25 protein-coding genes are annotated in these 26,049 nt (G+C 61.2%); 11 read left to right on the top strand and 14 right to left on the bottom strand.

The window, feature by feature from the left end; translation table 11 throughout:
- The first annotated feature begins 56 nt into the window (after window positions 1-56).
- From rsxB to Thiofri_RS13720, 5 genes are read left to right on the top strand one after another with little or no spacing between them, the layout of a single operon-like run.
- Entirely contained in the window at window positions 57-686 is a 630-nt protein-coding gene (gene rsxB, locus Thiofri_RS13740; protein WP_009147172.1) for an electron transport complex subunit RsxB, read from the top strand.
- A gap of 30 nt (window positions 687-716) precedes the next feature.
- Window positions 717-2,432, top strand: coding sequence for an electron transport complex subunit RsxC (gene rsxC, locus Thiofri_RS13735; RefSeq protein ID WP_009147173.1), 1,716 nt, complete (start codon window positions 717-719; stop codon window positions 2,430-2,432).
- Complete coding sequence (gene rsxD / locus Thiofri_RS13730; RefSeq protein WP_040855053.1) at window positions 2,432-3,487, top strand: electron transport complex subunit RsxD; 1,056 nt, start codon at window positions 2,432-2,434, stop codon at window positions 3,485-3,487. The genes rsxC and rsxD overlap by 1 nt, the downstream gene beginning before the upstream one ends.
- A 26-nt stretch (window positions 3,488-3,513) precedes the next feature.
- Window positions 3,514-4,326 carry an electron transport complex subunit RsxG gene (gene rsxG / locus Thiofri_RS13725; RefSeq protein WP_009147175.1) on the top strand — a complete coding sequence of 271 codons (813 nt, stop codon included), beginning with the start codon at window positions 3,514-3,516 and terminating at the stop codon, window positions 4,324-4,326.
- Window positions 4,326-5,036 (top strand): electron transport complex subunit E, encoded by a 711-nt coding sequence (locus Thiofri_RS13720; protein ID WP_009147176.1) that lies wholly within the window; start codon window positions 4,326-4,328, stop codon window positions 5,034-5,036. The genes rsxG and Thiofri_RS13720 overlap by 1 nt, the downstream gene beginning before the upstream one ends.
- Before the next feature lie 31 nt (window positions 5,037-5,067).
- Here the strand turns inward: Thiofri_RS13720 and Thiofri_RS13715 are convergent, their stop codons facing one another.
- The 12 genes from Thiofri_RS13715 to Thiofri_RS13660 all read right to left on the bottom strand — a co-directional run bounded on the left by Thiofri_RS13715 (window position 5,068) and on the right by Thiofri_RS13660 (window position 17,900).
- The gene (locus Thiofri_RS13715) at window positions 5,068-5,742 is read right to left on the bottom strand and encodes a DUF3334 family protein (protein WP_009147177.1); all 675 of its coding nucleotides are present in this window, start codon (window positions 5,740-5,742) and stop codon (window positions 5,068-5,070) included.
- Window positions 5,743-6,008: 266 nt separating this feature from the next.
- Window positions 6,009-7,085, bottom strand: a complete 1,077-nt coding sequence (locus tag Thiofri_RS13710) for a hypothetical protein (RefSeq protein ID WP_009147178.1) — start codon at window positions 7,083-7,085, stop codon at window positions 6,009-6,011.
- Between the two features lie 60 nt (window positions 7,086-7,145).
- Window positions 7,146-8,351, bottom strand: coding sequence for an ammonium transporter (locus tag Thiofri_RS13705; protein ID WP_009147179.1), 1,206 nt, complete (start codon window positions 8,349-8,351; stop codon window positions 7,146-7,148).
- A gap of 98 nt (window positions 8,352-8,449) precedes the next feature.
- Window positions 8,450-8,881 (bottom strand): PaaI family thioesterase, encoded by a 432-nt coding sequence (locus Thiofri_RS13700; RefSeq protein WP_009147180.1) that lies wholly within the window; start codon window positions 8,879-8,881, stop codon window positions 8,450-8,452.
- 31 nt (window positions 8,882-8,912) lie between these two features.
- A complete protein-coding gene (locus Thiofri_RS13695) occupies window positions 8,913-10,271 on the bottom strand; it encodes a phenylacetate--CoA ligase family protein (protein WP_040854596.1) in 1,359 nt (452 codons plus the stop codon).
- Between the two features lie 4 nt (window positions 10,272-10,275).
- Window positions 10,276-10,713 (bottom strand): ACT domain-containing protein, encoded by a 438-nt coding sequence (locus tag Thiofri_RS13690; protein ID WP_009147182.1) that lies wholly within the window; start codon window positions 10,711-10,713, stop codon window positions 10,276-10,278.
- 79 nt (window positions 10,714-10,792) lie between these two features.
- A complete protein-coding gene (locus Thiofri_RS13685; protein ID WP_009147183.1) occupies window positions 10,793-12,127 on the bottom strand; it encodes a phenylacetate--CoA ligase family protein in 1,335 nt (444 codons plus the stop codon).
- A 66-nt stretch (window positions 12,128-12,193) separates the two neighbouring features.
- A complete protein-coding gene (locus Thiofri_RS13680; RefSeq protein ID WP_009147184.1) occupies window positions 12,194-12,682 on the bottom strand; it encodes an indolepyruvate oxidoreductase subunit beta in 489 nt (162 codons plus the stop codon).
- Between the two features lie 93 nt (window positions 12,683-12,775).
- Window positions 12,776-14,398 carry a thiamine pyrophosphate-dependent enzyme gene (locus Thiofri_RS13675; protein ID WP_009147185.1) on the bottom strand — a complete coding sequence of 541 codons (1,623 nt, stop codon included), beginning with the start codon at window positions 14,396-14,398 and terminating at the stop codon, window positions 12,776-12,778.
- Window positions 14,399-14,477: 79 nt separating this feature from the next.
- The gene (locus Thiofri_RS13670; RefSeq protein ID WP_009147186.1) at window positions 14,478-15,872 is read right to left on the bottom strand and encodes an alginate export family protein; all 1,395 of its coding nucleotides are present in this window, start codon (window positions 15,870-15,872) and stop codon (window positions 14,478-14,480) included.
- Window positions 15,862-16,032, bottom strand: a complete 171-nt coding sequence (locus tag Thiofri_RS13665; protein WP_009147187.1) for a symporter small accessory protein — start codon at window positions 16,030-16,032, stop codon at window positions 15,862-15,864. The genes Thiofri_RS13670 and Thiofri_RS13665 overlap by 11 nt, the downstream gene beginning before the upstream one ends.
- Before the next feature lie 14 nt (window positions 16,033-16,046).
- Entirely contained in the window at window positions 16,047-17,900 is a 1,854-nt protein-coding gene (locus tag Thiofri_RS13660; RefSeq protein ID WP_009147188.1) for a sodium:solute symporter family protein, read from the bottom strand.
- 234 nt (window positions 17,901-18,134) lie between these two features.
- Between Thiofri_RS13660 and Thiofri_RS13655 the strand changes: the two genes are divergently transcribed.
- Window positions 18,135-18,509, top strand: coding sequence for an acyl-CoA thioesterase (locus Thiofri_RS13655; RefSeq protein WP_009147189.1), 375 nt, complete (start codon window positions 18,135-18,137; stop codon window positions 18,507-18,509).
- A 159-nt stretch (window positions 18,510-18,668) separates the two neighbouring features.
- Window positions 18,669-19,739, top strand: coding sequence for a Fic family protein (locus tag Thiofri_RS13650; RefSeq protein WP_009147190.1), 1,071 nt, complete (start codon window positions 18,669-18,671; stop codon window positions 19,737-19,739).
- A gap of 112 nt (window positions 19,740-19,851) precedes the next feature.
- Here Thiofri_RS13650 and Thiofri_RS13645 read toward each other — a convergent pair whose 3' ends face one another.
- Window positions 19,852-20,322 carry an ASCH domain-containing protein gene (locus tag Thiofri_RS13645; protein ID WP_009147191.1) on the bottom strand — a complete coding sequence of 157 codons (471 nt, stop codon included), beginning with the start codon at window positions 20,320-20,322 and terminating at the stop codon, window positions 19,852-19,854.
- Window positions 20,323-20,770: 448 nt separating this feature from the next.
- Here Thiofri_RS13645 and Thiofri_RS13640 point away from each other — a divergent pair, with 448 nt between their 5' ends.
- From Thiofri_RS13640 to Thiofri_RS13625, 4 genes are all read left to right on the top strand, one after another.
- Complete coding sequence (locus tag Thiofri_RS13640) at window positions 20,771-21,463, top strand: rhodanese-like domain-containing protein (protein ID WP_009147192.1); 693 nt, start codon at window positions 20,771-20,773, stop codon at window positions 21,461-21,463.
- A gap of 149 nt (window positions 21,464-21,612) precedes the next feature.
- Window positions 21,613-22,884: a paraquat-inducible protein A gene (locus Thiofri_RS13635; protein ID WP_009147193.1), complete on the top strand. Its 1,272-nt coding sequence runs from the start codon at window positions 21,613-21,615 to the stop codon at window positions 22,882-22,884.
- A gap of 7 nt (window positions 22,885-22,891) precedes the next feature.
- Window positions 22,892-24,613 carry a PqiB family protein gene (locus tag Thiofri_RS13630; protein WP_009147194.1) on the top strand — a complete coding sequence of 574 codons (1,722 nt, stop codon included), beginning with the start codon at window positions 22,892-22,894 and terminating at the stop codon, window positions 24,611-24,613.
- Window positions 24,610-25,272: a PqiC family protein gene (locus tag Thiofri_RS13625; protein ID WP_009147195.1), complete on the top strand. Its 663-nt coding sequence runs from the start codon at window positions 24,610-24,612 to the stop codon at window positions 25,270-25,272. Before Thiofri_RS13630 ends, Thiofri_RS13625 begins: the two co-directional genes overlap by 4 nt.
- On the opposite strand, the gene Thiofri_RS13620 is transcribed toward Thiofri_RS13625, so the two are convergent.
- Window positions 25,269-26,006, bottom strand: a complete 738-nt coding sequence (locus Thiofri_RS13620) for a polysaccharide deacetylase family protein (RefSeq protein WP_009147196.1) — start codon at window positions 26,004-26,006, stop codon at window positions 25,269-25,271. The genes Thiofri_RS13625 and Thiofri_RS13620 overlap by 4 nt on opposite strands.
- Window positions 26,007-26,049: the final 43 nt, after the last annotated feature.

The following is a 26,049-nucleotide window of genomic DNA, read 5'->3' as shown; positions in this document are numbered from 1 at the left end:
TCAATTGCCCCTAGGGGCGCGCCACCGACCACCGTCAGAAGAGGGACATAATTACCATGCTGGTTGCCATCGGAGCCGTTGCCGCGCTGGCCGTGATTTTCGGTCTGCTGCTCGGTTACTCCGCCATTCGTTTTCACATCGACGGCGATCCCATCGCCGATCAGGCCGAGGCGCTGCTGCCGCAGAGCCAGTGCGGCCAGTGCGGTTATCCCGGCTGCCGGCCCTATGCCGAGGCGGTCGCTTCCGGCGAGGCTGACATCCATCTTTGCTCGCCGGGCGGGGAGGCTACCATGCTGGCGCTGGCCGATCTGCTCGGACGCGAGCCGGTGGCCTTGGGCGAGGTGGTGTCCAAGCCCAAGGCGTTGGCAGTGATCGACGAGCAGGACTGTATCGGCTGCACCAAGTGCCTGCAATCCTGCCCGGTCGATGCCATTGTCGGCGCGGCCAAGCATCTGCATGCGGTCATTGCCAGTGAGTGCACCAGTTGCGAGCTGTGCGTCCCCACCTGTCCGGTCGGGTGCATTCATATGGTCCCGGTGAAAGAGAATCTGTCGAACTGGAAATGGCCTTATCCTGAACCCATGGCGATGGCAGCTTCAACCCGGCTGTCGCAGCCTGCCGGAAGCGCCAGTCAAGCTGCCAATCAGCAATCTGAACAGCGTTCTGACGAGCGCGAAGCGGCCTGAGTATCCCCTGATGCTGAATAGCCTTTTAAGATGACCCGACGTATCCAAACGCCAACCCAAGCCGCCAAGCCATCGACCAAGCTGGGGAAGCCCCCTAAGCTGTGGAAGTTCCACGGTGGCGTGCACTTGCCTGATGAAAAAGCGCTGTCCAACCATGCTTCCGTGGTCGCGGCGGCACTGCCTAAGCGCCTCGTGATTCCGCTCGCCCAGCATATTGGTGCACCGGCGCGGCCCTGCGTGCAGGTGGGTGACCATGTCTTGAAAGGCCAGATGATCGGTGAGCCGCAGGGTTATGTCAGCGCGCCCGTGCATGCCTCCAGCTCAGGCACAGTGGTGGCCATTGAGCCGCACGCCATGCCGCACCCCTCCGGTCTGCCGGCCCCCGCCATTATCATCGACACTGACGGTGAGGACCGCTGGGCACCGGATCTGCCCGAGCCGGTGGCAGATTTTCATCAGCTTGATGCCGATGCGCTGCGCGCGCGCATTCGCATGGCTGGTGCGGTCGGGCTTGGCGGCGCGTCATTTCCCACCAGTGTCAAGCTCAATCCGGGCAAGGACCAGCCCATCGACACCTTGGTGCTGAACGGTGTCGAGTGCGAACCGTATATCACTTGCGATGACATGCTGATGCGTGATCGCGCGGCGGATATCGTCACGGGCGCGCGCATTATTCTGCATCTGCTCGGCGCCGAGCGCTGCCTGATCGGCATCGAGGACAACAAGCCCGAGGCCATCGCGGCCATGCGCCATGCGGTGGCTGAGCAACAGCCCGAGACCCAGGCGCACCTTGAGGTGCTAGCCATCCCCACGCTCTACCCGAGCGGCGGCGAGAAACAGCTGATCCGCGTCTTGACCGGCAAGGAAGTGCCCACGCACGGTATCCCGGCGCAAATCGGCATTGTGTGCCAGAACGTGGGTACCGTTGCCGCTATTGCCGATGCGGTGTTGCGCGGTCATCCGCTGGTGGAGCGCTATGTCACTGTCACCGGGCGCGGCGTTGCGCGACCGGGCAACTTTCGCGTGCGCGTCGGCACCCTGGCAACCGAGCTGATCGCGGCCAGTGGCGGCTACTCGGGCGAGCTGGCCAAGCTCGTCGCGGGTGGCCCCATGATGGGTGTCAACCTCCAGAGCGATGCGGTGCCCATCACCAAGGCCACAAACTGCATTCTGGCGCTGACGCCGGCCGAGTCACCAGACCCTGGTCCCGCTCTGCCCTGCATCCGCTGCGGTCAGTGCGCGCAAGCCTGTCCGGCCAACCTACTGCCGCAGCAGATGTACTGGCACGCGCGGGCAAAAGATCTCGACAAGGTGCAGGATTACAACCTGTTTGACTGCATTGAATGCGGCTGCTGCGCCCATGTGTGCCCGGCGCATATTCCGCTGGTGCAGTATTACCGCTTCGCCAAGAACGAAAGCTGGGCGCGCGAGCGCGAGAAGCAGGCATCTGAGCGCGCCAAGCAGCGCCACGAGGCGCGCGAGGCCAGGCTGGAGCGCCAGGAGCGCGAGCGCAAGGCGAAACTGCGCAAGAAAAAAGAAGCCATCACGCCCAAGACCAAAGCGGTGCCGGGCATGTCGGCTGCCGTGGGCGGGGCTCAAAAGACCGCGTCTCCGGCGGCTGCTTCTCAACCCGAACAAAAACTCGAGCAAAAAACGGGACAAAAACCCGAGCAACAAGTGGCGCAACAGGCAGCGGATAACGCACCTGCGAAGCAAACGACCGAAACTGCTGGGAGCGAGAAATGATGGCCGGGTCCCTGACATCCTCGCCCCACAGCGCGCGCGTCTATCGCGTCGATCAGGTCATGCTTCAGGTGTGCCTGGCGCTGATCCCAGGCACTATTGCCATGGTCTGGTTCTTCGGCTGGGGCGTACTCATCAATATGGCCTTGGCCAGCGTCTTTGCCGTGGGTGCCGAGGCACTGGTGATGAAGGCGCGCGGGCGCCCTGCGCTGCCCGCCATCAGCGATCTCAGTGCCATTGTCACCGCGCTTTTGTTTGCCATCACAGTGCCGCCGACCTTGCCCTGGTGGCTGACACTACTTGGCATCCTGTTCGCGATTGTTATTGTTAAGCAGCTCTACGGCGGCATCGGCTACAACCCCTTTAACCCCGCCATGGCCGGCTATGTGTTTCTGCTGATCTCCTACCCGGTGGCTACCACCTCCTGGCTGCCAGCCGACGTGCCGACGCTGCTTGAGGCCAAGGATTTGGTGCATCTGTCCTTTGTCGATTCCGCACGGCTCATCTTTACCGGCGCGCTGCCGCCCGAGATCACCTGGGATGCCATCAGCGCCGCCACGCCGCTTGACGACTTGCGCACCCGACTCGATGAGAACGTCCTGATGGGCGAGATCAGCCAAAGCCCGCTGTGGGGCTTCGTCGGTGGTCAGGGTTGGGAATGGGTTGGCCTGGGCTTCCTGCTTGGTGGGCTTTATCTGCTTTTTATCCGGGTCATCAGCTGGCATATTCCGGTGAGCTTGCTTGGCAGTCTGGCGGTGATGGCGGGCTTGTTCTGGCTGTTCGACCCCAACCATTTCCCGGCGCCCTGGTTCCATCTGTTTACAGGCGGGGCCATGCTCGGGGCCTTTTTTATCGCCACCGATCCGGTCAGCGCGGCCACCACCAAGCGCGGGCAACTGGTGTTCGGCGCCCTGATCGGCGTGGTGGTCTTTGTGATCCGCACCTGGGGCGGCTACCCGGATGCGATCGCCTTCGGTGTCTTGCTGCTGAACATCGCCGCCCCCACGATTGATCACTATACCCAGCCGCGGGTGTTTGGCCACGGCCGTCGAACCTGAACCAGCTTTTCCGCGAGGATTGCGCGATGAAAACCACACCCATTTTGATTGCCGGCTTCGTTCTTGGCGCCTTCTCCGTAGCGGGTGTTGGTCTGGTCGCCGTCACCCATGCGATGACCGATGGCCAAATTGCCGAGAATCAGCGCAACGCCATGCTGAACAAGCTTGAGGCCATCGTGCCCTCCGGGCGGTTGAAGAACGATCCGCTGGCTGATCGTATCGAAGTCAGCGCGCCTGAACTGCTCGGCGGCGAGACGACGGAAGTCTTTCGTGTGCGCGATGGTGCCGAGCCGGTCGCGCTCATTTTGCAACCCGTGGTGCCGGACGGCTATGCCGGCCCTATACGCCTGCTGGTCTCGGCGCTACCCGATGGTACCCTGGGCGGCGTGCGGGTGCTGGAGCATCACGAAACTCCCGGCCTAGGCGACAAAATCGACGAGAAAAAATCCGACTGGATCATCAAGGAGTTTACCGGTAAGTCCATCGGCAATCCGCCAGCGGAGCAATGGCATGTGAAACGCGATGGCGGGGTGTTTGATCAATTCACCGGCGCCACCATCACCCCGCGCTCTATTGTCGAGGCGGTCTACGACACCCTGCTCTATGTGGGCCAGCAGGAGCAGCGGTTGTATGCCGAGCCGGCCATAGGCACCGAAGACTCAGCGCCGCCCCAGGCGGCTACGGATGCGACCGATCCGCCGCGAGCCGAGCGGGAAGCGACCCCCGCCGCTGCGCCTACCCCTGACCCAACCAATCACCCAGCCATTGGTCCAGCTTCTGGTCAAACTGGTGGCCCAACCACAACATGGGCCGACAGGGTCGGCGCGGGAGCCTCCTGATGGCGGACACGACCTACGGCTCTCTTGTCAGCGACGGCCTGTGGAGTAACAACCAGGCGCTGGTCGCCATGCTCGGGCTCTGCCCGTTGCTGGCCGTCACCACCACGGCCACCAATGGACTTGGCATGGGCCTGGCGACGACGGCTGTGCTGGTGCTGTCGAACGGCACCGTCTCCCTGATCCGCAATTTGGTGCGCCCAGAGGTCCGCCTGCCGGTCTTTGTGCTGGTCATCGCATCTTTCGTGACCGCAGTAGAACTCACCATGCAGGCCTACCTGTACGAACTCTACCTGGTGCTGGGCCTGTTCATCCCGCTGATTGTCACCAACTGCGCCATCATCGGCCGCGCCGAGGCCTACGCGTCCAAGGCCCGGTTCGACAAGGCCCTGGTCGATGGCCTGGCGATGGGCTTTGGCTTCACCCTGGTGCTCATGGTGCTGGGCGGCATTCGCGAATTGCTGGGGCAGGGCACGCTGTTTCACCAGGCTGACCTGCTTCTTGGACCTGCCGCAGCCGGCTTTGGTCTGTCGCTCGGCGATAACTTCCAGGGTGCGTTGCTGGCCATTCTGCCACCCGGTGCCTTTATTGGCCTCGGGATGCTGGTTGCGCTAAAAAAGGTGATCGACAAAGGGACCGAGCGGCGGAGGGCGAAACAACTCAGCCAGGGATCGACGGCGTCTGGGCAGGAGGCGCCGCTTCCGGCTGGCTAGTTGTTGGTCTGTTTGGCGGCTGGAGCGCCTCTCAGATACCCAGTTCGTCGAACAGGGCGTTATCCATCTCAGACTGAGCACTGGCGGCGTCCTTGCCGGCGCTGCCATTGTTCTGTTCTGCCAGGATGCGGTCGGGGTCGTTCTCCTCGCGCTCGAATTCATGCAACTTGATGAACTCGGTCTTGTCCATGGCCAGCTCCAGGTAGAACATCTTGTTCTCCTTGGTCTTGAAGGCAACGCGCCGGGCCTGGGGACGGTCGAGGTTGGTGTCGATGCTGACCATGACCTCCTTGTTGATGGTGAGCATTTTGGGTTGGTTTTGGGTGATGGAGACCAACAGCTCATGGCCGACGTTGCCGGTGAAGTCGCCAACGATCTGGTTCATCAGCTCGCCGAGCATGTTGCCGACTTCCTCTGAGGTATGCTGGGTGGCGAGTTCCGATTCCGGCATGCCCATGTGCATCATGTAGGCGCGGTAAATCTCCATGGCCGAATCGGCCGAGAAGTTAATCACCACCAGGCCGGAAAAGCCCCCGTCGAAGAGCACGAAGCAGCCGATGTCCGGGCGCAGGCAGGTGCGGGTGATTTTCTGCACCATGGGCGAGTAGCTGATGCCGGTGTTGGTGGCGGCGGACAGCACCTTGGTGACCGATGAGCAGAGCATGGCCAGAATGGCTTCGGTCGAGATGATTTTGGGTCTTGCCATGGCGTGGGCCTCGGGCAGCAGGGTGGGCGGTTGCGAATGAAAACCGCGGCAAACTCAGGCCACGTCGAGACTCGTCCATGCAAAAAGGGGCAGGGCAGTGCGAAACGAAGCTGAGAACCGAATATCCTCTCCGGCGTGGCCGGGAGAGGATGCCCTCTGAGTATAGCCTGCGCTTGGCGCTGTGGCGACTAGCGACAGAGGTTGCGGTCAGGTTGCAAGGACGCGAGGATAAGGACTCAGGATCGCGACCAGAGACTTGGGCGTCTTTACATTGGTGCGTTGTTTTCTGCCCGGCTCGGTAGCATCCAGCCTGCGATCAGCAGCAGCACAATGCCGCCGATGGATATCCAGTACCAGCCAGGCAGGCGCACCGGGCCCCACTGATAAACAGTCCCGGCGCTGATCATGACGCCCTTGGGTGTCGGGCGAATCCAGCTGATGCCGAAGGGCAGGGCGCCCTCGGGTTGATAGACAGCCATGGCGGGGGCGGCCACGCGCAGATATTCGGGGGTTTCGACCAGATCGGCATGCAGTAGGTGGTTGTCGGTGCCGATCCACAGGCGGTGCGAGCGCTTTTTGCTGGCGGGTGCCAGGTAGAGCGATAGCGCCCGGGTGTCGCCATGCTTGGCATCAAGCGGGTGCCAGGTCTCCCCGGGTCGCGATTGCCAGAAGAGCCCGGTTTTGGTGCCTGCGATCAGTTTGCCGCCTCCGGTGACTGCCAAGCTGTAAATATAGGCATCCGCCGGCAGCCCGGCGTTGTTGGCCGGCCAGTCTTTGGCAATATCATCTGAGCTGGTGCTATGCACCCCAGCGCCGACCGTGCCGGCGTGCAGGTAGAGCTGGTCATCAATGGTCTGAGTGACAAAGCGATAGACATTCATGCCGCTGTTGATGAGCCGATTGCCGTTGGCACCGAGTAGATGGATGCCCTCTTCATTACCGACGACCAGCCCCGCGGGGGTTTGCATCAGATCGCCCACGCGCCCGCTGAAAGCGATGCCGGGTGGCGGATTGTAGATGCCACCGGCGGTGCCGACCGGGCTGTCCGCCGGATTGCCGAGAATGGTGGTAATGGGGTGTTCGCCGAAGTCGAGCGGCAGGTGCTGCCACAGGCCGCCCCGATACTGCCAGATCTCGCCGGCCGAGGTGCCGGCGAGCATAGGCAGGCTTTGGCCCCCGTCCGCAGCGAGACTGCCGGCGGAGAGATAGGTTACATGACCTGTGTAGGCCGGGCTATTGCGCACGAGCCGTTCGCCACCGGGAATCAGCGGGCCGGCGATGGTCAGAATCAGGCCGATGGCGGCAAGGATCAGGGCGACGGATTTTTGTTGCTTTGGGGGCATCTTGCTTTCTCCGGGCGGCACTGGTGGAGGTAGTACGATCGAGGCCGACTGGCGTGGCTGTCAGACTTCGCCGCGATTGTAGTCCGGCTCGGCGGTGATGCGATGGATGCTGAGGTCGGCGCCCTGGTATTCCTCTTCTTCGCTCAGGCGCAGCCCGAGGGTGACCTTGAGGATGCCATAGACGGTGAAACCGCCGGCCAGCGCGATGATAACTCCAAGTAGGCTGCCGACGAGTTGGGCGACGAAGCTCACGCCACCCATGCCGCCTAAGGCTTTGAGCCCAAAGATGCCGGCGGCAATCCCACCCCACAGGCCGCACAGGCCATGCAGTGGCCAGACGCCGAGCACGTCATCGATTTTCCATTTGTTCTGGGTGAGGGTGAAGGTGACGACAAAGAGCGTGCCGGCCACCGCACCCACCACCAATGCACCAAGAGGGTGCATTAGGTCGGAGCCGGCGCAGACAGCGACCAGACCGGCGAGCGGGCCGTTGTGCAGGAAGCCCGGATCATTCTTGCCGACGACCAGGGCCGCGAGTACGCCGCCGACCATAGCCATCAAGGAATTGACCGCAACCAGACCGCTGACTGCCTCGACGCTCTGCGCGGACATCACATTAAAGCCAAACCAGCCCACGGTCAGCGTCCAGGCGCCGAGCGACAGGAAAGGGATGGACGAGGGCGGATGCGCGGTGATGCTCCCATCGCTGCGGTAGCGCCCGGAGCGCGGGCCGAGCAGCAGCACGGCGGCGAGAGCAATCCAGCCGCCCATCGCATGCACCACAATGGAGCCTGCGAAGTCATGAAATGGTGCGCCGAACCATTGCTCGATTAGCCCCTGAACGCCCAGGTTACCGTTCCAGACGATGCCTTCGAAAAACGGATAAATCAGACTGACGATCACGAAAGAGGCAATCAACTGCGGGTAGAAGCGTGCGCGCTCGGCGATGCCACCTGAGATGATGGCCGGAATGGCGGCGGCGAAGGTCAGCAGGAAGAAGAACTTGACCAATTCATAACCGTTCTTGTCCTGCAAGGTGCTGGCGTCTTGAAAAAAATTAACGCCATAAGCGATCATAAATCCGACAAAGAAGTAGGCGATCGTAGAGATCGAAAAGTCGCTCAGGATCTTCGCGAGCGCATTGACCTGGTTCTTGGCGCGTACGGTGCCGACTTCAAGAAACGCGAACCCAGCGTGCATGGCGAGCACCATGACGGCGCCGATCAGCAGGAAGAGCACATCGGTGCCGGTTTGCAGTTGCTCCATGATGGACCTCCGGTTGTTCAGTTATTGTGCGGGGAGCGCAAGCGAGAGAACAAAAAATGTGCCAAGCGTGGGGGGGTGATCGAGGCAGCCTTGGCTGCTCAGTTTGCTGCGTCAGCCGCGTGGACAATCTGATCGAGGGTTTCGCGCTTGCGATAGACGGTGCCCTGGAAACTGGCAAGGGTCTCGTCCTGCTCGTTGGAGATGCGAATCTGATAGGTCGCGAGCTTGGGGTTGAAGGCGATCTCCTCGGCGTCAGCATACAAGGTGCCGGAGCTGACGCCCTTGTGGTATGCGATGGACACGTTGATGCCGAGCGCGATCTGGCCGTGGGAGTTGGAGGCGACGGCAAAGGCCAGATCGGCTAGCGCGAAAATTGCGCCACCATGCACGATGCCGACGCCGTTTAAGTGGCGCTCGTCAATCGCAAGCTTGGCGCGGGCGCGCCCGGGCCTCACCTCAAGTAGCTCAATGCCAAGATATTCAGCGAAACGGTCGCCGCTGAAATACTTGCGCACAAGGGATTCATCCATGCTGTCGGTCCTCTGCTGAAATCAGAAGGGATTAAGGAGCCTTTGGGCCGTCGTTGAGGTTGCGTCTGTCGATGACCCGCTTGGCCTTGCCGACGAAGCGCTCCAGGCTGCGCGGCTCGACCAGCTCGACGCGGGCGCGAATCCCGGCAATGGCATGGATTTCCGAGCCGATCCGCTCGCGCAGCGCTTGCATGCGGTCCATGCGGTCGGAGAACATCTCGCGGTGGATTTCTACCTTCACCGTCAGCTCATCCATCGATCTGCCTGGGGTGCCGGGGCGGTCGACCTCAATCAGATAATGCGCTGTGGTGCCCTCGACCCGCAGCAGGGCTTCCTCGATTTGCGACGGGAAGAGATTCACGCCGCGGATGATCAGCATGTCGTCGCTGCGCCCGGTCACGCGGCTCATGCGCAGGCTGGTGCGGCCGCAGGGGCAGGGGTCGCGATACAGCCGCGCGATGTCGCGGGTGCGGTAGCGCAGCAGCGGCATGGCCTCGCGTGTCAGGGAGGTGATGACCAGTTCGCCGGGCTCGCCCTCGGGCACGGGCTCCAGCGTCTCCGAGTCCAGGCATTCAACAAGAAAATGATCGTCCTGGATGTGCATGCCGGTGCGCTCGCTGCATTCGCCGCTGACGCCGGGGCCTATGACTTCCGACAGGCCATAGTTATTAAACGCCTGGATGTCGAGCTGTTGTTCGATCTCCAGGCGCAGGTCTTCGGTCCAGGGCTCGCCGCCGAAGTGGCCGAAGCGAATGGGTAGGCTGCGCGGGTCGATGCCGAGTTCGCGCGCGCCGTCGGCGATGGTGAGCGCATAGCTCGGGGTGCAGATGAGTACTTCGGGGTTAAGCTCGCGCATGATGGTGAGCTGGCGGCGGGTGTTGCCAGCGGCGGCGGGGATAATGGCCGCGCCGACGCGCTCGATGCCATAGTGCAGACCAAAGCCGCCGGTGAAGAGTCCGTAGCCAAAGGCGACCTGCACCGTGTGCTGTGGCTGCAGCCCACCTGCGACCAGAAAGCGCGCGCACAGATCAGCCCAGAGCGTGAGATCCTTCTTGGTGTAGGCGACAAAGGTTGGCGTGCCCGTGGTGCCTGAGGAGCCGTGAATGCGCGCAACGTCGCTGCGCGGCACGGTCAGGAAGCCGAATGGGTGATGCCGGCGCAGATCCTCCTTGGTGGTGAAGGGCAGGCGGTGCAGATCATCAAGGGTGCGGATGCGCGCCGGGCTGATGTCGTGGCGCAGGAAATGACTGCGGTAGAAAGGCACCTGCCCGATGCGCGCGACGAGCGCTTGCAGGCGCTCGAGCTGCAGCGCTTGGCGCTGCGGGGTCGGGAGGGTTTCGGCTTCGGTGTCCCAGATCGCGGTGTGGGAAGCGGGGGAGCTGTCTTGCATGCACTCAGCCGTCGGCATGAATCAGCTCGTCGCCGTCGAGCGCGCGAATGCCCTGGTCGAGCAGCACCTTCACCGCTTGATCGGGGTCCTCGAAGCGGAAAATCAGAATCGCCTTGTCAGGCCGGTAGGAGGAGAAGGCGTACATGTATTCGATATTGACGCCAGCCTGATCCAGCACCTTGAGCACTTCGGCCAGTCCGCCGGGCCGGTCTTCGACATCCACGGCGACGACTTCGGTCAGGTTGACCACCCAGCCGCCGTCTTCCAGCACCTGCTTGGCCTTGTCCCAGTCGCGCACGATGAGCCGCAGGATGCCGAACTGCGCGGTGTCGGCGAGCGACAGCGTGAGGATATTGATGCCGGCGGCGGCAATGGCCTCAAGCGGCGCATCCAGCCGTCCGGGGCGGTTTTCGAGAAACAGCGAGAGTTGTTGCAGTTTCATGGTGAGATTCCGAAAGTGGTCGCGGTGAAAGATGTCTCGCCCGATTGGGCTGTTGCGCGGTGAAACAAGCCCAGGTCGATCAGTCCCCGCGTCGGTCGATCACCCGCTTGGCCTTGCCCTGGCTGCGCTCGATACTGCGCGGCTCGACCAGGCGCAGGGTGACGCGGATGCCGATGATGCGCTCAATGGCTTGGGCCAGGCGCGAGCGGACCTGCTCCATGGCGCGAATCTCGTCGCTGAAGACCTCGGGCGTGACCTCTACCTCAACCGTCATCTGATCCAGTCCCTGCTCGCGGGTCAGGATGATCTGATAATGCGGCAGGGTGCCCTCAACCGCGAGCAGTGCCGCCTCCACCTGGCTGGGGTACACATTCACCCCGCGCAGAATGATCATGTCGTCCGAGCGCCGACCGATGCGGCGAATACGCCGGATGCTGCGCCCGCAGGTACAGGGCTCGGGGATGATGCGGGTGATATCGCGCGTGCGATAGCGGATCACCGGCATGGCCTTTTTGCTCAGCGTGGTGATGACCAGCTCGCCTTCCTCGCCATCGGGCAGCACTTGGCCGCTGTCGGGGTCGATGATCTCGGGGTAGAAGTGGTCCTCGAACACATGCAGGCCATTCTGAGCCTCGCATTCGCTCGCCACGCCGGGGCCGATGATTTCCGACAGGCCATAGATGTCGTAGGCCTTGATGTTGGCGGCTTCCTCGATGCGCGTGCGCATGGCGTCCGACCAGGGCTCGGCGCCGAAGATGCCTACTTTGACTGGCATGTCGCGCAGATCGGCGTCGAGCTCGGCGGCGCGCTCGACCAGATAGGTGAAATAGCTCGGGGTGCAGCAGAGTGCGGTAACGCCAAAGTCGCGCATCACCATGATCTGGCGGTCGGTATTGCCACCGGAGATGGGGATTACGGTGGCGCCCAAGGTCTCGGCGCCATAGTGCGCGCCCAGGCCACCGGTGAAGAGTCCATAGCCAAAGGCATTTTGCAGAATATCGCCGCGGTGTAATCCGCAGGAGGCGAAGGTGCGGGTCATCACCTCGGCCCAGACCTCAACGTCCGCCTGCGTATAGGCTACCACGATGGGTTTGCCCGTGGTACCCGAGGACGCATGCAACCGCACGATATCGGACATGGGGCTGGCGAAGAGCCCGAAGGGGTAGGTGTCGCGCAGGTCGGTCTTGACCATAAAGGGCAGTTGCTCGATATCCTCGAGGCTGCGAATACTCTCAGGCGTCAGCTTGCGTTCTTGCAACCGGGTACGAAACAGCTCTACTCGCTCGTAAGCGCGGCTGACAACCGCGCGCAGGCGACGGAGCTGGACCTCCTTCAGGCGCTTTTCGGGCAGAAAATCCGGTGCGCTGGCCGGGTGAAAACCGCCAGCATCGTCGTTCCAGAGCGCGTTGAGCATTCGTTTTCCTCTTTTGTCTCGTCGTCGATTTTGGAGCGCGCGGGCAAAAAAAAACCGTGTAGCAGCTCAGCCAGGCATCGAAGCGCTGGCCCGACGCCCGAGCGCGAAGGCCTCGTCATTTAGGCGGTGCAGCTTCTCAGCTAGGTGCGCATGAACGGCCGCGAGCCAGTGGGTCTCGGCGATCTCCAGCACGCTCGACAGGGCGCCGAGCATGGCGACATTCAGGCTCTTTTTGTTTTTAAGTGCGTCGGGTGGAATGACGTCCGTTGTCAACAGCACGCCATCGGCACGCATCAGCGGGCGGTTGATCTCAACCTGCGAAGGCTCCAGCACAAGCAGCACGTCAGCCTGGCCTGCGGGGACCATGGGACTCAATACCCGCTCGCCGAAGCGCACGTCGCTGGTCACTGAACCGCCGCGCTGACTCATGCCGTGCAGCTCGCTCTTTTTTACGTCGAAGCCGGCGCGGAAAGCCGCCTCGGCAAGAATGTCTGAGGCGGTGATGATGCCCTGGCCACCGAGGCCGGCGATCACGATGTTGGTGGTGCTATGCATGGGTGTCTGAGTGGTCAGTCTGTCGAGACGAATGGATTCGCCTCAGAACTCGTGGGGGCGAATTGGCACGCCCAGCTCAATCTCAATTGCCGGTCAGCCCGCCGGTGCTGCCGCGCATTGCTGGTCGGCGGCTTTTTCATAGAGCCGGATTTTTGGTGCGGCCAGCACGCACGGCTGGCGCACAATCATCAGTGCGGTCTCGTTGCGCGCCAGGCAGTCGGCGATGCGAGCCTTCAGATCGACATTCTTGGCCGACTCGTCGATCAACTCGACATAGGCAATGCCCAATGCGCGCCCGACGGCCTCGAAGTCCATGCGGTCCGCGCGCTCGTGGTTTAGAGAGCGGCCTGTGCCTGGGTGCTCCTGCTGGCCGGTCATGGCGGTGGTCTCATTGTCCAGAATCATCACCAGATGCCCAGTCTCCGGCGGGTTGTAGGCCATTTCGGCCAGGCCCGTCAGCCCCGAGTGGACGAAGGTGGAATCACCAATCACGCTTACCACTCGGCGCGCCTGCACCTCTGGTAGCGCATGACGCAGGCCGAGTCCGGTGGTAATGCTCGCGCCCATGCATACGCAGGTATCCATGGCCGAGAAGGGTGGCAGCACGCCGAGGGTGTAGCAGCCAATGTCGCCGGCGACGATGCAGTCGAGTTCGCGCAGCGCATGAAAGACATTGCGATGCGAGCAACCAGGGCAGAGCTCCGGCGGCTTGCCCTTGGGCTGAGCCGGCTCCTCGCTGTCATCACCGGTGACGATGCGGTGCACGCGCGCGACATCCAGCTCGCCGAAGCGGAAGCGCTCGGTCTTGCCCTCGACTGGAATACCTGCGGTGCGCAGTTCCTCAACCAGAACCGGATCGCCTTCCTCGACCACTAGCACCCGCTCGAATTGCTGAGCAAACTCACGAATGCGCGTGATCGGCAGCGGGTACGTCAGGCCGAAGGTGAAATGGCTGGCCTCGGGCGCTGCCTCGCGCGCATGCATGGCACTGATGCCGGTGGAGATGATGCCGAGCGTCTTGCTGCCCATCTCGGTTTCCATGGGCCCCTCGGCCTCATTCCAGGCCGCGATCTCCGCGAGCTTGGTGCGTAGTCGGTGATGCGCGGGCTTGGCGTAGGCGGGAATCATTACCCGGGCGGGTACATCACGGCGGAACTTGACCGCTTTGGGGGGGATGGGCGCGCGTGGCTGCACTGGCGTTAGGGAATGACAGACCCGGGTGGTGAGTCGCAGCATGACCGGAATCTTCCAGCGCTCGGACAGCTCGAACCCAAGCCAGGTGAAGTCGTAGGCTTGTTGGGAATCGACTGGCTCCAGCATCGGGATGCCAGCCGCCCGCGCATAGCGGCGATTGTCCTGCTCGTTCTGGCTCGATGCCATGCCCGGGTCATCGGCCGAGACGATGACAAGCCCACCATCGACATCGGTGTAGGTGGCGGTGAATAGAGGATCAGCCGCGACATTGAGCCCTACATGCTTCATGGTCACCAGCGAGCGTGCGCCGGCGAAGGCCACGCCGATGCCGACCTCGAGCGCGGTTTTCTCGTTCGGCGACCACTGCGCCCGCCCGCCTAGGCGGTCGAAGGTCTCAAGAATCTCGGTCGAGGGGGTGCCAGGATAGCCGACGCCGAGCGTGGTGCCGGCATGCAAGGCGGCCAGGGCCACGGCATCGTCGCCGCTTAGGAGTTGGCGGGATTCGGTGAGGGAGTCAGTCATTGGGAGTCGAGCTCTGTTTGCAAGCGTTTCAACCGGCGATTATCAGCGTATCCCGGGAAGGCGGCAACCTAACCCGGCGCTACCAGGCCAAGTTGATCTCCGCGCGCACAAAGTAGCTGTTGTCACGGCGATCTTTGGCGTAGTAATCGCCGGGCAGCAGGTATTCGGCGACCAGGTGGCCGGAGAGGTGCTTGTTGAGCTTGGTCTTGATCCAGCCAGTGAACAAATGCCCGCGAAATTTGCCGTTGTCTGTGATGTTGGCCAGTTGCGACGCCGTGCGCGTGCTGTTTTCATTCGCGAAGAGCGCGTGGTAATTCAGGGTGACCGTGGTGGTTTCGTGCGGTTTGGCGCCCCAGCCGAGATTGAGGCGCTGCAGGTTGGTGGCCTCGGCGACACGGCTCTCGAGCGGCCACTGATAAACCATCAGTTCGCTCCACTGCGGCCAGCGTGACCACAGGGGGTCGAACGCCTGGTTAGTGCTGCTGTTTGGATCATCGCCAGACAGGTATTCGTAGTCAAAGTGCACTGACTGCTCAAGCGGCCCGCCGATAAAATAGCCGATGCGGCTATTGAAGCCAAAGGCGCTAAGGTCGGCGTTATTGCGCGTGCCCCATTCGTAGATGGTTTCGGCCCGCAGGCTCCATTTGTCGGTCAACTTGGTGTCGACTCGGGCGCCGATGCCATAGACGTCGCCGGTATCCGAGGGCGACGGGAAGGGCGCGCCGTTGTTCTCGCGCACGGTGTCGAGGCCGGGGACGTAATCGGTCAGGTTCTCGCGGCTGTGCTTGTAGATGAAGTAGCCATCGACCGCGCCATCTTTCAGCATGCTCTTGTTGCGCAGATAGAGGATCGCGCCGGTCTCATACTGCTCAGTCTGGTCTTCGATAACGCCATTGAGCGGCTGCGGGAAGCGGCCAGTGTTGGCGTCTTGGTCGATGTAGATCAGATCGACTGTGGTGTCGAGCGCCTCAAGCTGATAGGTGGCACGCGCGGCATCAAAATAGATAGTGCGCGATCCATCGATTGGGGTGCCCTCGAGGATCAGCCAGCCGTTGCCGAAGATCAGATCCTGACGGCCGATTTTGAACGTCAGCGGCAGTGTGGCAATGGGCTTGAGATCGACATTAAGCTGATCGAACAGAATCCCACCGCTGTACCAGTCCTGGAACCCGGGCAGGGGGTAAGTGTCCTCATCGGGCTGCACATAATGGCGGCCTTCCCAGATCAGCCGGGAATTGAGCCCAAACTGGTCATTGGGCTTGTAATTGCCCCACAGGCGCAGGCGCAGGCGCTCAAAGTTGCGATCAGCTGTGGCGGTGTCGTCGTTCAGCCCGACGTTGCCGATGTAGATCTGGCGCAGGCGCATATCCGCGCCCCAGTCGAAAGGGCTGCTGGCTTGTTCCGGGGCGGCCAGCGCGGCAGTGGATAGCAGTGTGGCGGCGAGCAGGCCGGACTGGCGTGGATTAAAGATCATGGTCAGCTTTCCTCTCTTCGATCGCCCAGTCACGGTCGACGGGTGTGATTTCATCGGGCGCGGCGTTACGGCGCACCAGTCCGTAGATCAGGGACACGATGGCCATGAGAATGCAGCCAAGATAGGCGGTGGCGACCCAGGGGTCAGGGATTCCGAGCATGGTGGTTTCCTCTGTCAGGATGCGGTTGCGCGCGCGCGACGGCGGGGGGTGAAGCACTGGGCCAAGTGCGCCTCATCGGGCTTGCGGGTGAAGGCACTGACAAGAATCAGCGTCAGCGCCGACAGCGGCAGCGCCACAACGATTGGGTCCACCACCGGCCAGTTGGGCGCGTCGGCGAGCAGGCTGGGCTTGCCGCCGGTGACCAGTTGCACCAGGCCGATGGTCCCCGCCTCCTTGGCTTTGATGAACACCAGCCAGAAGGCCGAAACCCCAAAGCCGACGCTCATGGAGGCTAGCGCCCCGGCGCGCGTGACGCCTCTGAAGAAAAGCCCGCCAATATAAGCCGGCATAAAGGCTGCTGCGCACAGCCCGAAAAAGATCGCGGTGAAGCGCGCGATCACATAGCCCTCGCGCACCGTGTAGCTGATGGTGACGGCGACCAGTAGGCCGACAACCACCGCCAAGCGCATCGCCAGCAGGCTTGGCTCGCTGCCATGCGGCTTGCGGCTGATCTGTTCATAAAGATCGCGCCCAGCCGCAGTGCCGATGGTATGGAACTGACTCGACATGGTGCTCATAGCCGCCGCCAGCATGGCGAGGAAGAAAATAATCCCGAACCAGCGTGGCAGGGCAGTGGAGATGAACGTTGGGATGACCTGATCGGCCTCGCCCTTCACGTAGGTGATAATGGACGAGCGCCCGGAGACCAGCTCGAACCCCTGGCCGCTGGCATCCGCAGCCTGTTCGCGGGTGGTAATGATCAGGGGCACCACGGCGGGCTTCTTGTCTTTGCCCAGGATAGGCGTCCAGGCACCGACGTCGTTCTGGCGCATCAGCGCGACCATTGCGCGATCGGTGTCGGCGTCGATTACCTGCTCCACTTGGCCATTCAGCAGCGGCCCATGCTGGGCGAACCAGGCGTTCGACAGGCTGCCGACGATGAAGGGCGTGCCTGTCATCAGCATGATGAAGACAGCGCCAATGGGCACCGCGCGGTCGAGTTCGCGCCGGCTGCGCACCGTCATAAAGCGCACCGCGAGCTGCGGCTGCGCCAGCACCCCGATGCCCACACCGAGGATGATGGTGCTGACCACAATCCACCACAGGTTATAGCTGTTGGAGCCCCAGCCGAAGGCTGGCATCTCGGTCCAGCCCTGATGGCCGATGGCTTGCAGCTTGGCTGGCACCATGTCGGCCATGTCGGTCAGGAAGCGATGGGCCTCGCCGACGCCGCCGAGCTGGCTGTAGGTGAACCAGAGCAGAAAGATCATGGCCGCGATCATCACAAAGCCCTGCAGGGTATCGGTGTACATGACCGCTTTGAGCCCGCCGGGTACCACGTAGGCGGCGGTGATCAGGGCGAAGATCAGCAGCGCCACCTCGAAGTCGATACCAAACTGGGTGGCGGCGAAAATACTGCCGCCGGTCATCACCGCAGCCGAGTAGAGCGGCATGAACAGAAACACTAGGGTTCCGGCGAAAATCTGCACCGCCCGGCTCTGATAGCGCAGTCCCAGCAGCTCGCCAAAGGTATGGGCGCCGAGCCGGTGCCCCATGCGTCGGGTGGGCTCGCCTAAGAAGACGAAGGCGATGAAAATACCCACGCCGATGTTCAGAAAAGTCAGCCATAGCAGGCTCATGCCAAAGAGCCCGGCGACGCCGCCAAAACCGACAATGGCAGCCGTGGAGATGAAGGTAGCTCCGTAGGAGATGGCCATGATGACCGGATGCGCCGAGCGCCCGCCGACCAGAAAATCCGCCGCCGAGCGCGTGCCGCGATAGCCGAGCCAGCCGAGGTACCCAGTGGCGATCAGATAGAGAAGAATAACCAGAATGTCGATCCAGCCGAGCCCGGACTGTCCTGTCATGCGTACCCCCTCAAGTCGCGCCCGCTAGCGCTTTATGTCATTGTTGTTGAGCCAGAGTTGTGGCGCCGGCCGCGACACCTGTCACAAGTTTGTCGCAAAGCTGGCGCGGAACCATACGCAAAACGCAAGTTCATTTCATGGACCTGGCGCAATAAAACCTTCATTTTTTCCGGTTTTGATGATTCCGATGCGGACGGATCGCCGGCGGGACGAGCGGGGAGGACTGTTGTCGAGATGGAAAGCTTCAAGGTGGTGCGACCCGAGCACCTGAACCACTACGGCTACCTTTTTGGTGGCTTCTTGCTCAAATGGGTGGACGAAATCTCCTGGATTGCAGCTAGTCGCGACTACCCAGGCTGCCGCTTGGTGACTGTCGCTATGGACAATGTCGAATTTCACTGCGGCACGCGCCAGGGCATGGTGCTGCGCTTCGATGCGAGCGAGAGCCGGCGTGGCACTACCTCGGTCGCCTACCGGGTGATCGTCTTCAGCGACGACCTGGACACCGGCGCCGAGATGCAGATCTTTTCCACGTGCGTCACCTTCGTGCGGCTGGATGCAGAGGGCAAGAAAACGCCCCTGCCGGGCGTTAAGGCCGGGCAAGATTAAGGCGAGATGCCGGCAACAAATGTTCCTTCCATCCGTAGCGGCGCATTCATTCGCCGAGTCGAGATAGCCGGCATCCTGCCCGGTCATGAAAGTTTTCTTGCAGGCGCTCGGCAGATAGGTGGGTTGCGGAATGGGTGTTTGTGGGTGTAGAAATGGATCATGTTCCAAACATCCAGTTTTCGTATCACCGCCGAGATGCTCTTGCTTGTCGCCGAGATCGACGAGTTCAAGGGCGCCTGGCGGGCGCTCGGCACCCTGGCCCCGGAACGCCTGTCGGCACTCCGTCGGATGGCGACGGTCGAAAGTATTGGTTCCTCGACCCGCATTGAGGGCAGCCGCCTGTCTGATCGCGAGGTTGAACGGCTGCTGTCGAATCTGGATATCCAGTCCTTCGACTCGCGTGACGAGCAGGAAGTGGCTGGCTACGCGGATGTGATGGAGACCGTCTTTGCAGCCTGGGCCGAGATCGCCATCACCGAGAATCATATTCGCCAGCTTCACCGTGACCTGCTCCGATACAGTGACAAGGACGAGCGCCATCGCGGTGACTACAAGACAACATCAAACAGCGTCGCCGCGTTCGATGCGGACGGCCGAAAAGTTGGTATTGTGTTTGAAACCGCGAGCCCCTTCGAGACCCCGCAATTGATGGCCGAACTGCTGACCTGGTTCAACCAGGCGTCCAATCCGGCAGTCAGCCAGGCACGGCGGGACGAGCTGCATCCCCTGATCGCTATCGGTATCTTCGTGGTGGTTTTCCTCGCCATTCATCCGTTCCAGGACGGCAATGGACGGCTGAGCCGGGTATTGACCACCTTGCTGCTGCTGCGCGCCGGCTATGCGTATGTGCCTTACAGTTCGCTCGAAACCGTGATCGAACAGAGCAAGGAAGGCTATTACCTGGCCCTGCGTCAGACCCAGGCCGGTCTGCGTACCGATGCGCCGGACTGGGAGCCGTGGCTGAGGTTTTTTCTCAAGGCCCTGCACCGCCAGATGTGCCGGCTGCGTGAGAAGGTCGAGCGTGAACGGCTGTTGTTGGCCAAACTACCGGATTTGGCGCTTCAAATTCTTGATCATGCGCGCGACCACGGGCGTGTCACCATCGCTGATGCCGTCACCATTACCGGCGCGAGCCGCAATACCCTAAAGATGCACTTCAAAATGCTGCGCGAGCAGGGCTATTTGACCTTGCATGGCCAGGGTCGCGGAGCTTGGTATGGCCTGCCTTAACCATGAGGATTAGGGGGCGATTCTTGTCTGAATCAAAACACTGAGAATTTAAGTCATTGAAATCATAAGAGCGAGAGGGTCAAAAACAAACAACCTGTTCGACGTGCTGGCCTTAGACTCCAAGATAAACAACTTTGAAACGTTCCAAAACCACCGGCATCTCCTCGCTAGGCTCCTTGTTCAGCTCCTCGCACTCGGCGCTGAAGAATTTCCAGTGTTCGCTTCTCCAAGAGTCTAATGTTTTATCGCCTTCCCCTTCTTCGAGCGCGAATGCCGAATCAACATCCTTGAATGATTTTATCTCGACTGCTGTGGTTTCAATGATGCACTGCGGGGTCTTGTTCCAATCCGTGATGACAGTGAGTTTGCAGATCTCCGGCAAAGGTTCAGCCTCTGCCTCGTAACTCCAAACCAGGCCGGCTGTTGCTTTTTTTTCGCCTTTGACCACCAACTCGGCGCAAATGTCGGCATTTTCCTTGTCAGCGCAGAAATGATAGGCGTCGAATTGGCGATATTGTTCGCGCACATTTTGAGGCAAAGTCGCCAAATACCGCTCGAGGTAGTTTTTTGCTTTTGAGTCCATGAGTCAATCGAGCGCGAATGCGCGAGTATTCGTTAGTGCCGCGCCGGAGTAACCAATCGGTCGGATCATCGGTGCGCAATCGTTCCGGAAAATGTACCAGAGGATTCGGTCGAAATGAAGTGCTACAAGGCAAGGACAGAAAAGCTGTCTCGCCGATCTTGTGTTCGTTGATGTCGGTAGTGCGTCGCGCCTCTTGAAGCCCTTGAGGTAAGCGCCTGTCTCTGAGGGATGGGGCAACGCCGGGGGCTTGAGCCGAAAGTAGCGGATGCGCTCGCGCACTGCCTTGTGCAGGGCGAAGTGCTGCTTGGAGCGCGCGAGGGGAGTCAAGCTGGTAAGATGGTGACCTTGGCAGAAGGCCAGGAGAGCTTCCCGTGAAACAAGCGCGTTATCGTCCCAGGGGTGACCGGGGTGATGCGTATTCGCTGCTGACCAAAGGAGATTTGTCGCTATGAAAACCTTTTCAATCGCGCCCTTTTCGAGCGTACTTGGCGGCTGCATGATCGCGGCCCTGCTGCTGCCGCTGACACTGAGCGCGGCGGACAATCGCATTACCTCGGAGATTGAGTCCGTGGAGGTCATGCACAACGGCGAGCTGATCACGATCGAGCGTGGGAATGATCGCAATGCGACCCTCCCGGAAATGTATCAGAAGACTGATCGCGGCTGTCCGCCCTTCTGCGTGCAGCCCATGGTTGTGGTGCCAGGCGTTGAAACCATTGGCGAAATTGACATGCTCGGCTACTTGCAGCGCATCAGCGAGGGCGATGACACTCTTTTGGTGGTCGATTCGCGCACGCCCGACTGGGTCATGCAGGGGACGATTCCGGGCGCAGTCAATATTCCCTGGAATAAGATCAACCATGAAGGCGGCAAGACCTTCGCGGCGCCAAGTGCGGCAGAATCTCTTGTACACATCCTGAGCGATGAGTTCGGCGCCAAGCAGGACCCGCAAACCAAAACATGGTCGTTCGACGATGCTAAGACCCTGGTCTTTTTCTGCAATGGCATCTGGTGCCCGCAATCGTCTATCAATATCAAAACGCTGAATGGCATCGGCTATCCGGTAGACAAAATGAAATGGTATCGCGGTGGCATGCAGGATTGGGTCAGCGTTGGGTTAACCACGGTTGAGCCGGACTGAGCCTGATACTGGGCCTTAGCCTGAGCGGTAACGCCCCTAGTCTGAATCTGGGTTAAAGCCGGCCTTGAGCCGGCTTTGATCTGGAATCCACCAAGATGGCGGGGCGCGCCTGCGACCTGCCCTAAAGAAGCGTTTTCGCCGGCGCAGCCATGGCTGTGTATCTTTGCCCCGAGTGCGATCTGCTGCAGAATGCCCCGCCGCTGGCGGCTGGTAGCGTCGTTCGTTGCGCGCGGTGCAGTTTCACGCTGCACCGCGCCAGGGCAAACAGTCTTGATCACACTCTGGCGCTCACGCTGGCTGGTCTGGTGCTGTTTGTAATCGCAAACAGCTTTCCCTTTTTGTCCTTTCAAATGCAGGGGCAGATCACCGAGACCACGCTGAGCACTGGCGTTTTCAGCCTGATTGAGCAAGGCAAATGGGAAGTGGCCTTGGTGGTGTTGTTCACCAGCATTCTGGCTCCGGGTCTGCAACTCGCCTTGCTGGTTAGCGTGCTGCTGCCGCTCAAAGCCGGTCGTTTTTCGCCCTGGCTGGCGCAGCCTTTCCGCCTGTTTCGTCACCTGCTGCCTTGGGGCATGATGGATGTTTTCCTGATCGGCATTCTGGTGTCGGTGGTCAAGTTGACCGACATGGCGACCATTGTGGCAGGGGTGTCGCTCTTTGCTTTTGTGGTGCTGATCTTTGTGCTGGCAGCGGCTCAGTCTTTGCTCGACCCCGAGCTTGTCTGGAGTCGGGTGCCGCTCAAGGCGCCGGTGCGTCTGACACCCAAGGCCGGCGAGTTGGCGCTGGGTTGTGAAACCTGCGAACAGGTGGTGCCTTCCCGCGCGCTGCAGGAGGCGGGTCTGACGGATGCCTGTCCGCGCTGTGGTAGTGCGCTGCATCACCGCAAGCCGCGCAGTTTGCAGCGCACTTGGGCGCTGGTGATTGCGGCCCTGATGTTTTATATCCCGGCGAATGTGTTCCCGATTATGACGGTCACCTCTTTGGGCAGTGAGCAGTCGGATACCATTCTGTCCGGTGTGCTGTTTTTGCTGCACCATGATATGTGGCCGCTGGCGCTGGTGGTTTTTGTTGCGAGTATTTTTGTGCCCTTGCTCAAGTTGCTGATTCTGTTGTTTTTGCTAGTCTCGGTGCAACTGCGCTCGCGCTGGCGGCCGGTTGATCGCACGCGGTTGTATCGCATCACCGAGGCCATCGGGCGCTGGTCCATGGTAGATGTCTATGTGGTCACCATTCTGGTGGCGCTGGTGCATTTAGGGAATCTGGCATCGATTCAGGCCGAGGCGGGCGCGGTGTTTTTTTGCGCCGTGGTCATCATCACCATATTCGCGGCCATGAGTTTCGACCCGCGCCTGATTTGGGATGCATCCACCCCTGAATGCGCCTCGGGTATGCAGCCGTCCGGCCCGCTTGTGCGAGGATGATGGCCCGATGACGCAACCCAAGAGTCAGGATGCCCAGACGCAGTCTTCGGATGCCGGGCCGGCGCTGGCCGAGGCCCGGGTCGTTAAACGCGAGCGCTTGTCGTTGGTGTGGTTGGTGCCGCTGGTGGCGGTGGTTATCGGTGCCTGGCTGGCCTATCACGCCATCAGCCAGCGCGGCCCGACCATCACCATTGAGTTCGACTCCGCCAGTGGTTTGCTGGCGGGTAAGACCAAGGTCAAGTTCAAAGACGTTGTGATCGGTCAGGTGACGGCCATTGCACTGTCCGAGAATCTGGAAAAGGTCCTGGTCACCGCCGAACTCACACCAGACTCTGGTCACTACCTGACGCATAAGACCCGCTTTTGGGTCGCCAGGCCGCGGGTGACACCCAGCCAGATCACCGGGCTCGAGACCCTGCTCTCGGGTGCCTATGTGGCGATCGACCCGGTGATTGACGGCGAGTCGGCGCGGCATTTTGTCGGACTCAAAGACCCGCCGGTCATCACGACCTCTCAGCCTGGCTTGCAGTTCTCGTTGCGCGCCTCATCTCTGGGGTCGCTGAATCTGGGCTCTCCGGTCTACTATCGCCACATTCAGGTCGGGCAGGTGGTGAATTATCGTCTGGATGACGACGGGGGCGGCGTCACTATTGAAATCTTCATCGCTGAGCCATACCACGATCTGGTTTATTCAAATACAAGATTTTGGAATGCCAGTGGCTTCGATGTGCGCATGACTGCCGATGGTGTCGTTGTGGATAGCGAATCTGTGATCTCCATGCTGATCGGCGGCGTCGGTTTCGATACCCTAGACACGCTGGATGATAAAGGGACTCAGGCCAGTGACGGGCAGTATTTTCCGCTCTATGCCAACCGTAAGCAGGCGTATGAACGCGCCTATTTGAACAAAAAGCGCTATGTGCTGCTGTTCGACGGTTCGGTGCGTGGGCTCTCGGTAAACGCGCCGGTGTTGGTGCGCGGTATCCAGGTGGGGCAGGTGCTGGACATTCAGCTTGAGTTCGATCCCAGTCGAATCGATTTTCAGATTCCGGTGTTGATCGAAATTGAACCGGAGCGGGTGAATGAACTCGATCCTCAGGGCGATGCGACTCTTGAGCAGACGCAGCAGCCCCTTACAACGACCTCGGATCAGTCGCTATTGCGGGCAATGGTGGCCAATGGCCTGCGCGCGCAGCTGAAGACCGGTAGCCTGCTGACCGGGCAATTGTATGTCGAATTTGATCTGCATCCGGATGCTCCGCCGGTGGAGATTGGTCAGCGTCAAGGCTATCCGGTGTTGCCAACGCTGCCCACAGATGCCGAGGCGATGGCTACCAAGGCCAATCGCATTCTGACTGAGGTCGAGGCCATCCCTTTCAGGCGCATTGGCGAGGATCTCTCGGCCATTCTGGCCGGTGTGCGCACTCTGGTGGACTCCACTCAGCTGCGCGATGCCTTGACGCAGGTCGATCAGCTTCTGGATCATCTGGTGCGCTTGAGCGCTATGGCTGATCGGCAGCTTTCGCCAGAGCTTCTGGGGCTGATCACTGAAGCCCAGGGGTCGTTTAAGAATTTTAATGCGCAGTTTGCGCCCGGTGCACCCATGAGCGCCGAGGCCCTGCGTTCCCTGCAAGAGTTTCAGTCCGTGGCCCGGTCTGTGGGAGATCTGGCGGATTACCTCGAACGCCATCCCGAGGCACTGCTGAGAGGAAAAGGAGGAGTCAGGTGAGGCGAGCGCAAGTCCGATGGTTAGCACGCGCACTGGCCTTGATGGTCGCGTGCCTGTGGTTGCTTGGGGGCTGTGCCAGCTCACCGCCCTCAGCGTTTTATACCCTGACGGCGATGGCCGAGAGCCCAGCCGGAGAAAACCGGGCGATTCAGGGCGGACAGCTCGCGGTCGGCCTTGGGCCGGTGACTTTTCCGCGCTTTCTCGATCGCCCGCAAGTGGTCCAACGCCAGGGTGGTAATCAACTCAGCGTGGATGAATTCCATCGCTGGGGTGGGAGCCTGGATGACGATTTTCTGCGGGTGTTCTCGGAGAATCTGGCCCAGCTGCTCCAGACCAGCCGCGTTGTGGTGTTTCCGAGCGAGCTGCGCATGCGGCTCGATTTTCGCGTGATGGCCGAGGTGGTGGCGTTCGAGGCTGGCCCCTCTAACCAGGCCCTGCTTAAGGTGCGCTGGGCTGTGATCGATCCTTTCTCGGAGCAGGTGCTGAGCATGCGCGAGGACAGCTATCGCCAGAGCCTTCCCGCCGATGCTGGCGTGTCCCAACAGGTCGCGGGCTTGAGTGCCGCTCTGGCGGATTTTAGTCGCGATGTTGCCGACGAACTTCGGCGTCTGCCAAAGCCAAAACCGAAACCAAACCAGACAGAGCAGGCAGCGACTTAGCCGCCCGGCGAGCGCTGGGCATAATCACCGCAGCGGTCAAAACGCTTGAGATCAGCCTTGAGATCACCGGCGAGGGCATAGTCCAGATCATGAGGATGGATGCCGATGCGGATGACCTCGGCTGCGCGTGCCCGGCGGCGATTGAGCGCATTCCATAGCTTTAATGGCAGTACGCGAGCGGGCGTGTCGGCCTCGTAGCCCAGCATTGGGGTGGGTCGCCATTCCTGGGTAGCCGCCTCGTAAATGCCGCCGAAGACTTCATAACGGGCAAAGGGGCCCTCGGCACTCAGGCGCGCGCGCGTGATAGCGCCCATTGCCCAGGCAGGTGGCACATAGAGTGCCGGTGGCGGAAATCCCTGCTGAATGAACCAATCTTGGCTGCGCTTGAGTAATGCCATTATTCCATCAGCGTCCAGCGCCAGATGCTCAGCAACGGTGCGTGAAAGAAACAAGGCATGCAAGCGGTGATAGAGGCCACCGATGCGTTCCGCCTGGTGGCGCCAGCCGTGGGCCGCCAGTTCATGGCCCTGTTGGGCAAGTGCATGCAGGCGGGTCAGGTCCGCAGCGGACCAGTCGCGACCGGGAACTACCAGCAGTGTGACCGGCCCGACATTCAGGCTGGAAAGCGTTTCCAGCGTCCGCTCAATCACCGTCAGGGTCTCCGGCATGACATCATGCACGGACACCAGGCTCAAAGGATCCGAAGGCGAGGCGAGGGCAGGGCTAAGGCTCATGGTCCCGGACATCCGCAAAGAGCAAGGCGTTGTTTCACGCTAA

It is taken from the genome of Thiorhodovibrio frisius, assembly GCF_033954835.1.
Classification (GTDB): Bacteria; Pseudomonadota; Gammaproteobacteria; order Chromatiales; family Chromatiaceae; genus Thiorhodovibrio; species Thiorhodovibrio frisius.
This window is presented reverse-complemented; position numbering and strand designations above follow the sequence as displayed.

Coding starts and splice junctions, on each gene's coding strand:
- Thiofri_RS13655 (WP_009147189.1), top strand. CDS start 18,135: ATGGAAAGCTTCAAGGTGGTGCGACCCGAGCACCTGAACCACTACGGC.
- Thiofri_RS13645 (WP_009147191.1), bottom strand. CDS start 20,322: ATGGACTCAAAAGCAAAAAACTACCTCGAGCGGTATTTGGCGACTTTG.
- Thiofri_RS13720 (WP_009147176.1), top strand. CDS start 4,326: ATGGCGGACACGACCTACGGCTCTCTTGTCAGCGACGGCCTGTGGAGT.
- Thiofri_RS13685 (WP_009147183.1), bottom strand. CDS start 12,127: ATGCTCAACGCGCTCTGGAACGACGATGCTGGCGGTTTTCACCCGGCC.
- rsxB (WP_009147172.1), top strand. CDS start 57: ATGCTGGTTGCCATCGGAGCCGTTGCCGCGCTGGCCGTGATTTTCGGT.
- rsxD (WP_040855053.1), top strand. CDS start 2,432: ATGGCCGGGTCCCTGACATCCTCGCCCCACAGCGCGCGCGTCTATCGC.
- Thiofri_RS13710 (WP_009147178.1), bottom strand. CDS start 7,085: ATGCCCCCAAAGCAACAAAAATCCGTCGCCCTGATCCTTGCCGCCATC.
- Thiofri_RS13705 (WP_009147179.1), bottom strand. CDS start 8,351: ATGGAGCAACTGCAAACCGGCACCGATGTGCTCTTCCTGCTGATCGGC.
- Thiofri_RS13715 (WP_009147177.1), bottom strand. CDS start 5,742: ATGGCAAGACCCAAAATCATCTCGACCGAAGCCATTCTGGCCATGCTC.
- Thiofri_RS13630 (WP_009147194.1), top strand. CDS start 22,892: ATGACGCAACCCAAGAGTCAGGATGCCCAGACGCAGTCTTCGGATGCC.
- Thiofri_RS13675 (WP_009147185.1), bottom strand. CDS start 14,398: ATGACTGACTCCCTCACCGAATCCCGCCAACTCCTAAGCGGCGACGAT.
- Thiofri_RS13650 (WP_009147190.1), top strand. CDS start 18,669: ATGTTCCAAACATCCAGTTTTCGTATCACCGCCGAGATGCTCTTGCTT.
- Thiofri_RS13680 (WP_009147184.1), bottom strand. CDS start 12,682: ATGCATAGCACCACCAACATCGTGATCGCCGGCCTCGGTGGCCAGGGC.
- Thiofri_RS13670 (WP_009147186.1), bottom strand. CDS start 15,872: ATGATCTTTAATCCACGCCAGTCCGGCCTGCTCGCCGCCACACTGCTA.
- Thiofri_RS13620 (WP_009147196.1), bottom strand. CDS start 26,006: ATGAGCCTTAGCCCTGCCCTCGCCTCGCCTTCGGATCCTTTGAGCCTG.
- Thiofri_RS13640 (WP_009147192.1), top strand. CDS start 20,771: ATGAAAACCTTTTCAATCGCGCCCTTTTCGAGCGTACTTGGCGGCTGC.
- Thiofri_RS13700 (WP_009147180.1), bottom strand. CDS start 8,881: ATGGATGAATCCCTTGTGCGCAAGTATTTCAGCGGCGACCGTTTCGCT.
- Thiofri_RS13690 (WP_009147182.1), bottom strand. CDS start 10,713: ATGAAACTGCAACAACTCTCGCTGTTTCTCGAAAACCGCCCCGGACGG.
- Thiofri_RS13695 (WP_040854596.1), bottom strand. CDS start 10,271: ATGCAAGACAGCTCCCCCGCTTCCCACACCGCGATCTGGGACACCGAA.
- rsxC (WP_009147173.1), top strand. CDS start 717: ATGACCCGACGTATCCAAACGCCAACCCAAGCCGCCAAGCCATCGACC.
- Thiofri_RS13635 (WP_009147193.1), top strand. CDS start 21,613: ATGGCTGTGTATCTTTGCCCCGAGTGCGATCTGCTGCAGAATGCCCCG.
- Thiofri_RS13665 (WP_009147187.1), bottom strand. CDS start 16,032: ATGCTCGGAATCCCTGACCCCTGGGTCGCCACCGCCTATCTTGGCTGC.
- Thiofri_RS13660 (WP_009147188.1), bottom strand. CDS start 17,900: ATGACAGGACAGTCCGGGCTCGGCTGGATCGACATTCTGGTTATTCTT.
- rsxG (WP_009147175.1), top strand. CDS start 3,514: ATGAAAACCACACCCATTTTGATTGCCGGCTTCGTTCTTGGCGCCTTC.